Origin of the sequence: Virgibacillus sp. LDC-1, assembly GCF_030137545.1 — a bacterium.
Taxonomy (GTDB): Bacteria; Bacillota; Bacilli; order Bacillales; family Amphibacillaceae; genus LDC-1.
Genome location: NZ_JARUVL010000013.1, coordinates 62,289 through 77,481 on the forward strand (window position 1 = coordinate 62,289; position 15,193 = coordinate 77,481).

Below are 15,193 nucleotides of genomic sequence, written 5' to 3' on the forward strand. Positions count from 1 at the left end.
TGTAGAATAGTATTAATAATCAAAAAACAACAACCGACAAGAACTAAGATAAAGGAGGTTTTGTATTGGAAAATACTATTTGGTCGTTAGTTCCGCCGTTATTAGCAATTCTCATGGTGCTTATTACAAAGCGAGTTTTAGTCTCGCTTGGAGTTGGCATTGTCGCGGCAGCATTCTTCGTAGGAAGCTTTCAACTGCAAGAATCACTGCGCTTAATTTGGGATGCATTTAAAGGAGTCTTCGTGGTCGATGGCGCACTTAACACATGGAATATTTACATTCTCTTGTTTGTACTGATGCTTGGAATTATTACGGCATTTGTAAGTATGATGGGAGGAGCACAAGCTTTTGGTGAATGGATGATTCGTCGGGTGAAAACGCGAGCCGGTGCACAGATAATGACGATGATTCTGGGAGTAATTGTGTTTGTGGATGATTACTTTAATAGCTTAACTGTCGGACAGGTTGCGAAGCCAGTAACGGATAAGCATCGCATTTCACGTGCTAAGCTTGCTTATATTGTTGATTCCACCTCTGCACCAATATGTGTTGTTGCTCCAGTATCAAGCTGGGGAGCATACATTATTGGGATTATCGGGACAGTTTTTGCAGCACAAAGCATATCTGATTCTGAATTTACCGCTTTTCTGCAAATGATTCCGATGAATTTTTATGTATGGTCTGCGTTAGGAGTAGTGACAATTATTGCATTACGCCAAGTTGATTTTGGTCCGATGAAAGTGCATGAGAAACGGGCAATCGAAACAGGAGAAGTATTGGATCCGAACCATAAGGAAACGATTGACTCGGAAGCAAAGCTCGTGACGAGCCAGATTGGAAAAATTACCGATCTTGTCGTTCCAATTGCGGTACTATTTCTTGCTACGATCGGATTTATTTATTGGAGTGGGTATCGAGCACTAACTGGGGAAGAAAAGACGTTAATTGCCATATTTGGAGAAGCCGATGTTTCAGAAGCATTATTTTTAGGTGGGGCTATTGGATTACTTGTAACACTTAGCTTGTTTGTAAGACATTTAGTACAAAAGCAATTAACAGGAAAAGAGTTTAAAAATGGGTTTGCTTTTGGAGCTAAGTCGATGCTACCTGGATTTTCAATCTTAATTTTTGCCTGGGCGATTGTTGCGTTAATTGATCAATTAGGAACAGGTGTGTATCTTGGAGAAGTCGTAAAGGATTCTAATCTTAGCTTTGCATTATTACCGTTTATCGTTTTTTTAATGGCTGGGTTTATTGCTTTTTCAACCGGAACTTCGTGGGGTGCTTTTGCTTTATTGTTACCAATAGGCGGGCAAATTGCCGCTGCAACAGATATATCATTAATCCTCCCAGTTATGGCTGCTGTATTAGCGGGATCTGTGTTTGGTGATCACTGCTCTCCGATATCTGATACAACGATCTTGTCTTCTACTGGTTCAAGCTGTCATCATATTGACCATGTTACGACACAGCTTCCATATGCGTTAGTGGCAGCTGGTATTGCTGGCTTTGGTTATTTAGCACTTGGTTTATCGGGAAGCGTATTGCTTGGTTTAGCAATGGTCTTTGTAGGATTAGCGATATTTTTTGCACTTTGTAAAAAGCCAAGGGTAATGGTGGAGGAAGAAAAAATTGCCAAGTAACTAGGTCTTTCGAATGAAATGTCAGTATTTTTTAAAAAGAATTGAAAATTAGAAAATACTGTTTTATACTATTGGTAATTATATGAAATAGCGTTTCATATAATGAAACAGGAGGATGAGGATGGCTTTTATTTCAAAGAAAGTACAGAGTTTGCCGCCATATTTGTTTTCTGATTTTCAGCGTAAAAAGCTCGAACTGCAGGCGAAAGGGGTGGATGTCATAGATTTAGGAATTGGGGCGCCAGATTTACCTACCCCTGCCTTTATTATTGATCGACTAGTGGAAGAATCGCAAAAGGCTGCGAATCATCGCTATTCAAGCTATGCAGGAAGTGTGGAATTTAGAGAAGCTGTAGCGCAGTTTTATTTGAAGCGGTATGGGGTTCAGTTAGATCCAGAAGAGGAAGTGCTCGCGCTAATTGGCACAAAGGAAGGAATTGCAAACCTTGTTCAAGCGGTAATTAATCCAGGTGAAGCTGTGTTTGTACCGAATCCGGGATATCCTGTTTATCGGAGCGCTGTTCATTTAGCGGGTGGACGTACGATTGATCTGCCTTTAAATCATGCGCAAGGCTATGAACCACAGTTTAACAAGCTATCGAAAGAAGAAAAAGCAGCTGCAAAGCTCATGTTCCTAAATTACCCGAGCAATCCAACCGCCGCCACGGTTTCTATTCAAACTTTTTTGGAAGCGGTTACATTTTCCGTCGAAAATAACCTTATTTTAGCGAATGATATGGCATATGACTTGATTACCTTTGATAGCTACAAATCACCAAGTGTGATGCAGGTTCCAAATGCAAAGGAATGTGCAGTTGAATTCGGCTCCCTTTCGAAAAGCTTTAATATGACAGGATGGCGAATAGGTTATGTCGTTGGAAATAAAACTGTGATCAAGGCTTTATCAACATTAAAAAGCAATATCGATACAAGTCAGTTTTTACCGATTCAAAAGGCGGCAGCAAGAGCACTTAAAAGTGATTTATCAGCAGCTACGTTGCACAGCTCCATTTTTAAGGAACGAATGGAAAAAATGCACCAAGCCCTTGAAAAAAGTGCAATTATCGCAGAAAAACCAAGAGGCACAATATTTCTCTGGGCAAAAGTTCCTGACGGATTTAGCTCACAATCGTTTGCCAATCAGGTTCTAGAGGAAGCAGCAATAATCGTTACCCCAGGAACTGCTTTTGGTCATTTAGGGGAGGGATACGTGCGAATTGCTTTAACCGTGCCAGTTGAACGACTAGAAGAAGCAGGGAAACGACTTCAGCGGATGCCATTTTAAGGAGGGAAGCAAGCTGTGCAAAAGACCGTAGAACAATCTACACAAATGACTGCCGCACAAGCAGTTGTAGAATGTATGAAAAGAGAAGACGTTTCAAATGTGTTTTGTGTACCTGGAGAAAGCTATTTACCAGTACTTGATGCGCTCTATGATACACCTTCCATTCAAGTTATTGCTGCTCGGCATGAAGGAGGAGCGGCATTTATGGCAGAAGGGTATGCAAAATCAGCGCTGAAAACAGGAGTTGTATTAGCTACACGTGGGGTTGGTGCTGCTAATCTATCTATTGGTGTGCACACGGCGTATCAGGATTCAACACCAATGGTAGTTTTTCTGGGGCAGGTACATAGTAAGTTTAAAGGAAGAGAAGGATTCCAGGAGATTGATTTGGATAATTACTTTCAGCCGATCACGAAATGGACAGTTGAAGTAAACGATCCTGATAGAATACCAGAGCTTGTCCAACGCGCTTTCCGGGTGGCGAAATCTGGTAGACCAGGTCCTGTTGTTGTGTCATTGCCAGAGGATGTACTGCCTAGAAAAGCGGCAATGCGTTTTGGACCAGTAAGTCCTGTTGCAACGCCTGCTCCTTCTGAAACGGAGATTATTCGCGTTAATGAAATCCTTTCTCAGGCAAAACGTCCATTAATAATTGCAGGTGGTGGTGTAAAACAGGCAGAGGCTGAGGTTGTCCTTACTTCCTTTGCGAATAAATATAACATTCCTGTGATAGCAAGCTTTCGTCGCCATGATGTATTCCCGAACGATCACCCATTGTATGCGGGACATTTAGGATTAGGGACAAATCAGGAGATTATAAAAACAGTAGCAGAAGCAGATGTTATCGTGGCACTTGGAACACGACTTTCTGAGGTAACAACACAGGATTATACAATCATGACGGAAGAGAAAAAACTGATTCATATTGATATCTCACATGAAGTTATTGGTCAGGTATATGCACCTGACATCGGAATTGTTGCAGATGTAAAAGAAGCGTTAAGCGCGCTACTTCAATTAAACCTAGGTCCATCTTGGCATGAATGGGCAGATGGATGTCAACAGCGCTATCGGCAGGCAAGCTCCTTGAGCGTAAAGGATGGAGATGTGATTAATAAGCGAATTATCCATTCCATGGCGACAAAGCTACCAGCTAGTACACTGCTTACGAATGATGCTGGAAATTTTGCGGGCTGGCTCCATGCGTTTTACCCGTTTACTCTACAGCACACGTATGTTGGACCAACGTCAGGGGCAATGGGTTACGGATTACCAGCAGCGATTGGCGCCAAGCTCGCCTATCCAGAGAAGCTCGTCGTTTCTCTTTCAGGCGATGGTGGCTTTATGATGACCGTTCAGGAGCTGGAAACCGCAGTGCGATACAACATTCCAGTTATTGCACTTGTCTTTAATAACAATATGTACGGAACGATTCGGATGCACCAAGAACTCTACTATCCAGAAAAAGTAATTGCCACAGATTTAGGTACCGTTTCCTTTGCAAAAATGGCGGAAAGTGTCGGAGCAAAAGGTTATTTTGTATCCAGTCTAGCGCAGTTTGAGCAGGCACTTACAGAAGCAATTTCGATGAACGTGCCTACTGTAATCGAAATTCGCACAGAGAAAGAACAAATCTCTGTTGCTAAGACGATTACTCAGCTACGAGATCAAGCAAGGAAATAATTCAGTCACGTTTTTCATAGAAATCTAAAGATGCATTTCTTTATTATCCGATAATCTGGCCTCATTGGAACTGAACATGGGTGTCAGGATAAGAAATTTAATTAATTTGGAGGGATAAATGATGACAGAAGGATTACTTCAAGTAAAAAAACTAGCAAATTTCATTAATGGCAAATGGGAGGAAGCAATTGGGGAAACAGCTCCAGTAACAAATCCAGCAACTGGAGAAACGATTGTAGAAGTACCATTATCTGATCAAAAGGCTGTCAATGAAGCAGTAAAGGCAGCTGAAAAGGCGCAAAAGGAGTGGGCGCTAGTACCTGCTCCACAGCGTGCTGAGGTGTTGTATCAAATTGGTTACTTGATGAGGGAGCGGAAGGAAAAGCTTGCGCAGCTTTTAACAATGGAGAATGGAAAGGTACTTGAAGAAGCGCGTGGTGAAGTACAAGAAGGAATTGATATGGCCTTTTATATGGCAGGGGAAGGAAGACGTTTATTTGGTCAAACTACCCCAGCTGAGTTAAAGGATAAATTCGCGATGAGTGTGCGTGCACCGATTGGTGTGGTAGGAATTATTACACCATGGAATTTTCCAATCGCTATTGCGACGTGGAAGTCATTCCCGGCTATTGTCGCTGGAAACGCAGTAGTATGGAAGCCGGCAACAGAAACGCCGATTATGGCTTATGAATTAGCGAAGATTTGTGAAGAAGCAGGGCTTCCCAAGGGCGTGCTAAATGTTGTATTTGGAAGCGGCTCAACAGTTGGAGATGCGATGGTACAGCATGATAAAATTCGAGTCATTTCATTTACCGGTTCCAATGATACAGGACGCAATATTGCTGCTGAATGTGGTCGTCAATTAAAAAAGGTGTCATTAGAAATGGGTGGAAAAAATGCGGTCATCGTTATGGATGATGCGGACTTAGAGCTTGCTGTGGAAGGAATATTATGGAGTGCCTTTGGAACGAGTGGGCAGCGTTGTACGGCTTGTAGTCGGGTCATTGTACATGAAAATGTAAAGGAAACCTTGGAGGAACGTTTATTAGCTAAGATGGAGGAGTTAGTCATTGGAGATGGCTTGAATGAATCGGTAAAAGTCGGGCCGATTATTAATCAAGCGGGACTCGAAAAAATTAAAAAATATATCGACATTGGGAAAAACGAGGGTGCAAAGCTACTAGCAGGAGGTTATGAGCTAACAGATGGTGAATATAAGGGTGGGTATTATTTTGCCCCAACACTTTTCACAGATGCTACTGCTTCGATGCGTATTGCGCAAGAGGAGATTTTTGGTCCAGTCGTTTCCCTCATTCCAGTGCAAAGCTTTGAAGAAGCGATTGAAGTAAATAACGGCGTCACCTATGGACTTTCAAGTTCTATTTTTACGAGAGATGTGAATCGCGTATTTAAAGCCCAACGTGATTTAGATACAGGAATTGTTTACGTAAACGCTGGAACAACCGGCGCAGAAATCCATCTGCCATTTGGAGGCTCAAAAGGAACTGGAAATGGACATCGCGATTCCGGCGTACAGGCGTTAGATGTTTTCACAGAATGGAAAGCCGTTTACGTGGATTATAGTGGAAAGCTACAGCGTGCTCAAATTGATGTGGAATAACTATAGGCAGCATTGTTAGAGAAGGTTATAACGTACTGTCACATAATTAATGAAATATCGTTATAGGAGTTGATCAGATGAAAATCGGAGTTCTTGGAGCAGGATTAATGGGAAAAGAGGCGGCACGGGATTTAGTTGCAAGTCCCAATGTAACCGTCGTTGGGTTAGCGGATATTGATTTACAACGGGCACAAACCGTTTGTAACCAGCTGCAATCACCTAAGCTAACTGCACACCAGGTAAATGCTAGTGATGAAGCAAATTTAGCACAATATATCGGTCAATTTGATGTGATTATTAATGCTTTGTTTTATTCCTTTAATGAAATCGTCGCAAAAACTGTCATTAAGCTTGGCGTGCATTCCGTTGATTTAGGTGGGCATATTGGTCACATTACGGATAAAGTCTTGGAATTAAAAAAGGATGCTGAAGCAGCAAATGTTACATTAATTCCTGATCTTGGTGTTGCTCCTGGGATGATAAACATTTTATCAGGCTATGGGGCGAGTAAGCTTGATCAGCTCCAATCCATTCGCCTGTATGTTGGAGGAATACCTGTAAAGCCTGACGCACCACTTGAGTATAATCATGTGTTTTCAATGGAAGGCGTGTTTGATCATTATACCGACCCATCGTTAATTATCCGCAATGGGATGAAACAGGAAGTTCCTTCTTTATCAGAGGTTGAACGAATTTACTTTGAGAAGTTTGGACCATTGGAGGCATTTCACACGTCTGGTGGCACATCGACGTTGTCGATTTCTTATCCGGATTTAGAAACATTAGAATATAAAACGATACGTTATCCTGGTCATGCCGAAAAATTCAAGCTACTCGTTGATCTTAATTTAACTCGTGCGGATTATGAAGTGGATGTTCATGGTCAAAAAATTAAACCGCGTGATGTATTTTTAAAGGTACTTGATCCGATTGTGGAGCTTGGAGACAAAGATGATGCAGTCTTGTTACGCGTCGTTGTTTCGGGCGAGAAGAATGGTGAACAGAAAACCTATGCCTATGAAATGACAACCTATAAGGATCGGGAACATAATGTCACTGCAATGGCTAGAGCAACTGCAAATACAATTTCGGTTGTTGCACAAATGATTGCAAACGGGGATATAACAAAGCGTGGGGTTTATCCACCAGAACAAATCGTTCCAGGTGCCTTGTATATGGAACAAATGGCAAAACGCAATGTCGTCATACACGAAATGGAAATGACTGAAAAAACGCACGTGAATAGTTAAGTGTGTTTTAACACGTAAGATAATGGAGAGACTGGGACAAAAGTGTATTAATCAATGTAAATTACGAACAATACGATAGTTGGATAAATAATCGCTCCGGAAAGATACTCCGCTTTCTGCGGGCGGCTAGTGAGCCTCCTCGTTCCTTCGTCACTGTGGGGTCTCACCGACGCCTTTCCTCCCGCAGGAGTCTCCGTATATTTTCTACGCTAGAATAGCGTATTGTTTGTCTTTATTACCGACTATTTAGATTTATCCCAGTCTCCCTTTTACTTATTAGCTGAAGAAGGAGAAGAAAAATGAACCAAAGTGTTGTAAAGGCACTCAAGCTATTGGATTTGTTTTCAGAAGAAACACCAGAGCTTTCATTAAAAGAAATTGCAGTAAGATCATCTCTTCCAAAGCCAACAGCTTATCGGTTGTTAACAACGCTTGAGCGCATGAACTTTTTATACAAAACAAAGGATTCAGAGCATGATAGTCGCTATCGATTAGGCCTAAAGCTATTGGAATTAGGGCAGCTCGTTTCTTCATCCTTAGAAATTAGAGAAGTCGCTCTACCGTTTATGGAAAAACTAGCACAAACAATTAATGAAGTCGTTCACCTAGTCATTGTCAATAACGAAGAAGCGACATATATTGAAAAAGTAGAGAGCACTCGTGCGTTACGGTTATATACGCGCATAGGAAAAAGCTCGCCACTTTATATTGGCTCAGGACCTAAGCTATTATTGGCTTTTTTGTCAGAGCAAAAACAGCAAGCAATCTTAGAGCAATCAAATTTATACCAATTATCAGCGCAGCAATTAATAGATAAAGATTTGTTACGGAAGCAATTACAGCATATTCGAAAGGTAGGCTATGCGTATAGTATCGGTGAACAGGATGCCGACACGACTGGGATATCCTTTCCAATACATAACTTTAAAGGAGAAGTCATCGCTGCTTTAACAGTAAGTGGTCTTTCAAGTCGTTTTGAAGGGGATCATTTACTGTATATAAAAAAGCATACGAAGGAGAGCGCATTAGAAATATCTGCCAAGCTAGGATATCAAACTACGATGGAGTGTGCGTACGAATGAGAAAAACGATTTTTATCGCTGGACATGCCAGATTACCATCAGGGATGGCAGCGAAAAGTATTTACGAAACATTGACGATTACTGCAGAGGTGGATAAAAAATATGGGGTTATCGTTTCTGCGGGATGTACGTTGGCAACGCTTCATGGTAGAGAATATGTACAGGAGCTATTAAAGGGATATAGCTTACAGGATGGAATTGAGCAGCCAGTAGAAGATGTAAAGCACCATTACTTAGGGAAAGCAGGAAATGCAATTATTTCCGCATTAAAGGATTTAGATAAACAATATGAAGCTTATCGGTATCGATCTCAAGATGAACGGCGGGATGCATAAGTTTAACAAATAACATATAATGGAAGTAACGTTACAGGTTTAAATAGAAGCATGTATCCTTATGAAATATAAAATTGCCTACATGGAGAGTGAGATGGCTTTGAGCAGACTAATGTCATGTTTTGTCTTATTGCTAATGGGAGTAGTATTTTTAACGGGATGCAATGATGAAAAAGAATTGAATTTAAAGGATGGAGACGAACAAATAACCGAAGAGATGAATGATGTTATTTCAGATTACATTATTCAAAAATATGCCGACACGTATGCAAACACAGAAAAGCAATTTGAAGTCCATAAAGTATATGGAACGAGTGAAAAAGATGAGATCCTAACTGTTTATCTATGGTCTTATTATGGTGGCTATAGTAAAGCTACTGGAATAGAAAACCAATCAGGTCATTCATTGCCTGCGATGATTCGGTTAAGCAAAAAGGAAGATAGCTTTACTGTTATCGAATATAAAGAACCAAAAGACGGGAGTTTGTATTCGTCCTCTTTAAGAAAGATGTTCCCCAAAAAATACTTAGAGCTTGTTACACAAGATAGTGGAGATGTAGGAGAATTACAATTAGCGATGGATAAAAAAGTGAAACAATGGTTAAAGGGAGAAGGGTAAAAAAGGGCTAATCACAAAATTAGCCCTTTTTCTATTCTGTGGATGGAATTTATTAGTTTATCAAACTTGCAATCGATTGACCCTATCGCTCTACACCAATTGAGACAAATTTCTTTTCCAGAAATTCATCCATTCCATGATGACCGCCTTCCTTGCCATTCCCAGATTGTTTGATTCCGCCGAATGGTGCTTCTGCAGTGGCTGGAAAGACATCATTTACCCCGACAATGCCGTAATCGAGCTTTTCTGCTACTCTTAGAGTTCGACTTGTGTTTTCTGTGAAAATGTAGGCGGCAAGCCCATAATCGGTATTGTTTGCTTTCTGGATAACTTCCGTTTCAGCTTGAAATGTTTGAACAGGAAATAACGGGCCAAACGTTTCTTCATGCATGACAAGCATATCATCGGATACATCTGCAATCACCGTAGGCGAGCAAAAATATCCTTTTAAATCCCCGGTCCAATCATTCCCACCTGCAATGATTTTAGCTCCCTTTTTTAGTGCGTCATTTAAATGTGCTTGCACTTTCGCACATGCTTGCTCGCTAATTAAAGGCCCTAAATCTGTATCTTCCTCCATTCCGGAGCCAACCTTCAATCCTTCAACCTTTTCTTGAAGCTTGTCGAGAAATTCTGTTGCAACTGCTTCATGCACATAAAGCCTATTTGCACAAATACATGTTTGCCCACTATTTCTAAACTTACTTGCTAAAGCAAGATTCGCAGCTTTATCTAAGTCTGCATCCTCGAATACGATAAGTGGGGCATGACCACCAAGCTCAAGAGATACTTTCTTCAATTGCGTTGCACTTTCACGCATTAAATATTTGCCCACTTTCGTTGATCCTGTAAAGGTGATCAATTTAACCGCCTTATTGGTCAGCATCGCTTTGCCAATCGCATCGGCATCACCTGTTACCATATTTACTACACCTGGTGGCATTCCGGCTTCTTCAAAGATTTTAATGATTTCGATTGCCGAAAGTGGAGTTTCGGGTGATGGCTTTAATACTACCGTGCAGCCTGCTGCTAATGCTGGAGCTAATTTACGAGTAATCATAGACGATGGAAAGTTCCATGGTGTGATGGCTGCAACTACTCCGATTGGTTTTGGGATAACAAGCATTCGTTTTGTAGGAATGGAGGATGGAATCCATTCCCCATAGCTTCTGCTTGCTTCCTCTGCGTACCATAATAAAAAGCTTGCTGCTCCTTTGACCTCTCCAATCGCTTCCTTTAGCGGTTTTCCTTGTTCTGCAGTTAGAATTTCTCCTAATCGATCGGCATCCTGTAACATTAGTTGGGCTGCTTTATATAAGATGCGAGACCGTTTGCGTCCAGTCATTTCGCTCCACATTGGAAATGCTTGATCCGCTGCCATGATCGCTTCCAATGCTTCCTGTTCTGCACCGAATGCAACTTCAGTCAGTTTTTCTAATGTAGCTGGATTATAAATAGGCGTGGTTTTTCCAGGCTCTAGCTCTTTCCATTGTCCATTAATAAAGATACTCTTTGTTTGTGCTTCTAGCATCTTCACCCTCCTAAAAAAAGATAAGTAGATTTTCTTTTACTTCACTGATTCGGTTTGGCCTTCCCAAGCTGGCAGCATTTTATTCAGCTCTTTATCCTTGCGATAACCAAGCACGTATTCTGCTTGCATCACTGTATGAATTTCTCGCGTTCCTTCATAAATAACAGGTGCTTTCGAGTTTCGTAAATACCGTTCAACAGGATATTCATCTGAAAAGCCATAGGCTCCGTGAATTTGCACCGCATCATCCGCAGCTTGGTTGGCGAAATCACATGCTTGCCATTTTGCGAGTGACGTTTCTCGGGTATTCCTTTTGCCACTATTTTTTAGTTCGCCAGCTCGGTAGACTAATAAGCGACTCATTTGTAGGCCTGCCTCCATTTTGGCGATCATTTGCTGGACAAGCTGATGCTTTCCTATTGGTTTACCAAAGGTTTCACGTTCATGACAATAACTAACACTCGCTTCTAAGCAAGCCATAATTTGACCGACTGCACCTGCGGCAACCGTAAATCGTCCATTATCTAGGGCCGACATTGCTATTTTAAAGCCTTCTCCTTCTTCACCAAGGAGGTTTTCTTTAGGAACCTTGATATTGTCGAAAAAGATTTCGCCCGTATTACCAGCACGTATTCCAAGCTTTCCTTTTTGAGCCTTCGAGGAAAAGCCTTCCCATGTTCTTTCTACGATAAATGCTGAAATACCATGATGCTTTTTTGATTTATCCGTATACGCAAAAACGAGAAAGTGATCTGCAGTATCACAAAGCGAAATCCATGTTTTTTGCCCGTTTAAAATATAATATTCATCCGCTTTAACTGCCGTAGACTGAAGAGAGGCAACATCTGAACCTGCACCAGGCTCTGTTAAGCCAAACGCACCGATTTTCTCCCCTTTTGCCTGTGGGACAAGATATTTTTCCTTTTGCGCTTCAGATCCCCACTGCAGGAGTGTCATACTGTTTAGTCCGGTATGAACAGAAACTGCCGTGCGAAAAGCAGTATCCCCTCGTTCTAGCTCTTCACAAACAATTGCGAGGGAATTGTAATCCATGCCACTTCCTCCATACGCTTCAGGAATACAGACTCCCATTAGTCCAAGTGCTGCTAGTTTTGTATAAATGTCCGGATCAAATTTTCCTTCCCGGTCCCATGCTGTAATATGGGGCATGATTTCTTTGTCTACAAAGCTACGGACTGTTTGCCGTAACAATTGCTGTTCTTCGGTAAATTGAAAATTCATTATCAATCATCTCCTATTTTATGAATACGATTTATTAATTCCAAATTGCACATTGTGCTCACCAGCAATTGGTGGATGCTGTCTAAATGAAACTGGAGTTCGAGAAAAATGTAGTGGACTTCCGATCAGCTTAATCGGTCCAGCGGTTGGATGCATTAGCTCGACAAACATGTTTCGTGCTAGGAGCTGTGGATCTTGGGTTACATCACTTAATTGCTGAATTGGTCCACAAGGAATATTGCTTTCGTGACATTGATTTAGCCAATATTCTGTTGGCTTTGTTTTAAATATATTCTGAAGCAAGGGCACTAATTCCGTTCGATGTGCTACCCGCTTCGGGTTTGTTCGAAAGCGTTCGTCTTCTCCGTATTCGGGTTTCCCTAGAATTGCGCATAAGGTCTTGAATTGCTGATCATTTCCAACCGCAATGACCATTTCACCATCAAATGTCTCGAATGTTTGATACGGGACAATGTTTGCATGATGATTCCCTAGCCTTGTTGGCACCTCTCCAGACATTAAGTAATTGCTTCCAATATTGACAAGTGCGCTTACTGCTGATTCATATAAAGAAATATCGAGTTTTTGTCCTTTTCCAGATTGACTGCGTTCGAGTAATGCGCCTTGAATGCCAATACATGCATAAAGCCCAGTTAAAATATCCGTGATGGCAACTCCCATTTTTTGTGGTCCGCTATCTGCATTACCAGTAATGCTCATGATTCCACTCATTGCTTGAATAATAAAATCATAGCCAGGTAATGCTTTGTATGGTCCCGTTTCACCGAATCCAGTAATCGAACAATAGATAAGCTGAGGATTAATATCCGATAAGGTAGCATAATCCAAGCCGAACTTTTCCATTGTGCCTGTCTTAAAGTTGTGGATGATGACGTCACTTTCAGCTACAAGTTCTTTAATGACAGCAATACCTTCCTCGGTTTTTAAATTGATCGTTATGCTTTTCTTGTTGCGGTTTGCACATAAATAATATGCGCTAACATCATTTTGAAAGGGTGGTCCCCATTTCCTTGTTTCATCACTGCCTCCTGGAGCTTCTACTTTAATCACTTCAGCACCAAGATCACCTAGAATCATAGTGCAATAGGGTCCTGCCAAAACGCGAGAAAGATCGAGAACCCGGATATGTGTTAATGCTCCTGCCACATTGTACACTCCTTTCTTTCTTATCTTTGTTTACGGTGCGCATCAGGCAAAAGGCAATAAAAAAGCCAATTCAAATTGAATGCAGTGAGCTGCATGGCAAGTTGAACTGGCTGTTTATCTGTTGGAACACAGCTTGAAGGCAAGTGTGAACAGACTCGGCAGATGCTCGTATAGTATGAATGATAAGTAACAAATGATTTGATCATGGAGGTAGACGCTGCGAACGCCTTCACATGATTCTACCGTTTAGTGTAATGTATTCTGAATAATTTGTAAATGTTTTTGAGAAAATTGAAATGTTTACGTCGTTTCAAATTGGAGGTATTCTTAAATATTCCCAAAGGGATCTCGGAAACTAATATATTTTCCTAGAGGACAATTTGTTGGTTCTCCTATAATAAAATTGACTTCTTTCTCCTTTAAGCGTTTGACGGTTTCATAAATATCTGCAGTTCGCAAACCTAATACCACGCCTGTAGTTTTATTATCTTAATTATAGGCTGCATTAATGTTCTCTTCTAAGCGACCATGGAAAGAGCATTCCTAGGCTGTTTGCGTTCAATGAAATAAGAAATAAGCTAAGTATGAATGTTCTATTTGATTTAAAATAGTCATTTTGAAACCGTCGTAACTAAAGAAGACCTAGAAAATTATGATAAAATAGGGGATAACTAGAGTATTAAAATATATATTTTAAGGAGAAGAAGATGGTACTAGATAATTCTGAAGAATATAATGACCCTATATTATATGATCAAGAAAATGAATCGTACAATGAAGATATCCCATTTCTATTAAAGTGGGCATCGAAGCAACAAGGTACTATAATTGATTTGGCTTGTGGAACAGGTAGAGCAACAATTCCGTTAGCGAATAAAGGATATAAACTTATTGGGGTAGACATACATAGTGGTATGCTAGATCAAGCCAAAAATAAATCATCTAAGAATAATCTTCCAATAGAATGGGTAGAACAGGATTGCACCCAACTTAATTTGAATCTTAAGAGTAGTTTGATATATACAACTGGAAACTCATTTCAACATTTCCTAACAAATGAGAGTCAAGATGGTCTATTGTCTTCTGTAAACAGACATTTAGAAGTTGGTGGGAAATTCATTTTTGGCACAAGGTTTCCAAGTGTAGAAGAGTTATTACAACCCAGTTCGGAGGAATATTGGAGAACTTATTTTGATAGTGAAACTTTAAATGAAGTTGATGTATATACTATTAGTGACTATGATAGCTTAAACCAAGTTCAGAACTACGAGACTATTAGGAAATACAAAAACAATGATGGCGAAATTGTAAATGAAAGAAGGACAAACATAAGTCTTAGATACGTATTTCCAAAAGAAATGGAACGAATTTTATTAGCAAATGGATTTAAGATATTGAATGTTTATAAAGATTGGAATGAAACACCTATAACGAATGATAGTTATGAAATGATATATGTATGTGAAAAAATAAAGTAGTTCTGTACGCTCTTTACATTTCAAATAATGCACTTTTATTCTATTTAAATATTGCCTTTTACTCTATTAAAAATAATAATATCAAAACGATTGTTGTGTATTTGTAAATGAACCCTGCTAATCCAACACCAGTTGGGAGTGTAAACTGAACTGTGTAAGTAGGAGAGCGTACGGCTCTTGCTTCGCAGTTCAGTTTTTTTATTGTAAGATAAAAATATAGCGATTGGGAGGTTATTCTATTGACCAAGTCAAAGCGA

14 protein-coding genes are annotated in these 15,193 nt (G+C 40.4%); 9 read left to right on the top strand and 5 right to left on the bottom strand.

What is annotated here, in order from left to right; translation table 11 throughout:
- Nucleotides 1-65 precede the first annotated feature (65 nt).
- The 8 genes from QBK89_RS11645 to QBK89_RS11680 all read left to right on the top strand — a co-directional run bounded on the left by QBK89_RS11645 (nucleotide 66) and on the right by QBK89_RS11680 (nucleotide 9,518).
- On the top strand, nucleotides 66-1,643 hold the full coding sequence (locus tag QBK89_RS11645) for a Na+/H+ antiporter NhaC family protein (protein WP_284141221.1): 1,578 nt from the start codon (nucleotides 66-68) through the stop codon (nucleotides 1,641-1,643).
- Between the two features lie 121 nt (nucleotides 1,644-1,764).
- Nucleotides 1,765-2,928 (top strand): aminotransferase class I/II-fold pyridoxal phosphate-dependent enzyme, encoded by a 1,164-nt coding sequence (locus QBK89_RS11650; RefSeq protein ID WP_284141222.1) that lies wholly within the window; start codon nucleotides 1,765-1,767, stop codon nucleotides 2,926-2,928.
- A 45-nt stretch (nucleotides 2,929-2,973) separates the two neighbouring features.
- A complete protein-coding gene (locus QBK89_RS11655) occupies nucleotides 2,974-4,611 on the top strand; it encodes a thiamine pyrophosphate-dependent enzyme (RefSeq protein WP_443089793.1) in 1,638 nt (545 codons plus the stop codon).
- Nucleotides 4,612-4,732: 121 nt separating this feature from the next.
- Nucleotides 4,733-6,232: an aldehyde dehydrogenase family protein gene (locus QBK89_RS11660; RefSeq protein WP_284141238.1), complete on the top strand. Its 1,500-nt coding sequence runs from the start codon at nucleotides 4,733-4,735 to the stop codon at nucleotides 6,230-6,232.
- 77 nt (nucleotides 6,233-6,309) lie between these two features.
- Entirely contained in the window at nucleotides 6,310-7,482 is a 1,173-nt protein-coding gene (locus QBK89_RS11665) for a saccharopine dehydrogenase family protein (RefSeq protein WP_284141224.1), read from the top strand.
- A 299-nt stretch (nucleotides 7,483-7,781) separates the two neighbouring features.
- Nucleotides 7,782-8,564: an IclR family transcriptional regulator gene (locus QBK89_RS11670; protein WP_284141225.1), complete on the top strand. Its 783-nt coding sequence runs from the start codon at nucleotides 7,782-7,784 to the stop codon at nucleotides 8,562-8,564.
- Nucleotides 8,561-8,899 carry a DUF3870 domain-containing protein gene (locus tag QBK89_RS11675; RefSeq protein WP_284141226.1) on the top strand — a complete coding sequence of 113 codons (339 nt, stop codon included), beginning with the start codon at nucleotides 8,561-8,563 and terminating at the stop codon, nucleotides 8,897-8,899. Before QBK89_RS11670 ends, QBK89_RS11675 begins: the two co-directional genes overlap by 4 nt.
- A gap of 61 nt (nucleotides 8,900-8,960) precedes the next feature.
- Nucleotides 8,961-9,518 carry a hypothetical protein gene (locus QBK89_RS11680; RefSeq protein WP_284141227.1) on the top strand — a complete coding sequence of 186 codons (558 nt, stop codon included), beginning with the start codon at nucleotides 8,961-8,963 and terminating at the stop codon, nucleotides 9,516-9,518.
- Between the two features lie 82 nt (nucleotides 9,519-9,600).
- Here the strand turns inward: QBK89_RS11680 and QBK89_RS11685 are convergent, their stop codons facing one another.
- The 4 genes from QBK89_RS11685 to QBK89_RS15125 form a co-directional block, all read right to left on the bottom strand.
- A complete protein-coding gene (locus QBK89_RS11685) occupies nucleotides 9,601-11,049 on the bottom strand; it encodes an NAD-dependent succinate-semialdehyde dehydrogenase (protein ID WP_284141228.1) in 1,449 nt (482 codons plus the stop codon).
- Nucleotides 11,050-11,085: 36 nt separating this feature from the next.
- Entirely contained in the window at nucleotides 11,086-12,291 is a 1,206-nt protein-coding gene (locus tag QBK89_RS11690; RefSeq protein ID WP_284141229.1) for an acyl-CoA dehydrogenase family protein, read from the bottom strand.
- A gap of 18 nt (nucleotides 12,292-12,309) precedes the next feature.
- Nucleotides 12,310-13,458, bottom strand: coding sequence for a CaiB/BaiF CoA transferase family protein (locus tag QBK89_RS11695; RefSeq protein WP_284141230.1), 1,149 nt, complete (start codon nucleotides 13,456-13,458; stop codon nucleotides 12,310-12,312).
- Between the two features lie 327 nt (nucleotides 13,459-13,785).
- Nucleotides 13,786-13,929 carry a VOC family protein gene (locus QBK89_RS15125; RefSeq protein WP_443089792.1) on the bottom strand — a complete coding sequence of 48 codons (144 nt, stop codon included), beginning with the start codon at nucleotides 13,927-13,929 and terminating at the stop codon, nucleotides 13,786-13,788.
- A gap of 236 nt (nucleotides 13,930-14,165) precedes the next feature.
- On the opposite strand from QBK89_RS15125, the gene QBK89_RS11700 reads away from it, so the two are divergent.
- Nucleotides 14,166-14,936 (top strand): class I SAM-dependent methyltransferase, encoded by a 771-nt coding sequence (locus QBK89_RS11700; protein ID WP_284141231.1) that lies wholly within the window; start codon nucleotides 14,166-14,168, stop codon nucleotides 14,934-14,936.
- Between the two features lie 58 nt (nucleotides 14,937-14,994).
- Here QBK89_RS11700 and QBK89_RS11705 read toward each other — a convergent pair.
- A partial coding sequence (locus tag QBK89_RS11705) for a hypothetical protein (protein WP_284141232.1) occupies nucleotides 14,995-15,193 on the bottom strand: 199 nt, incomplete at its 5' end.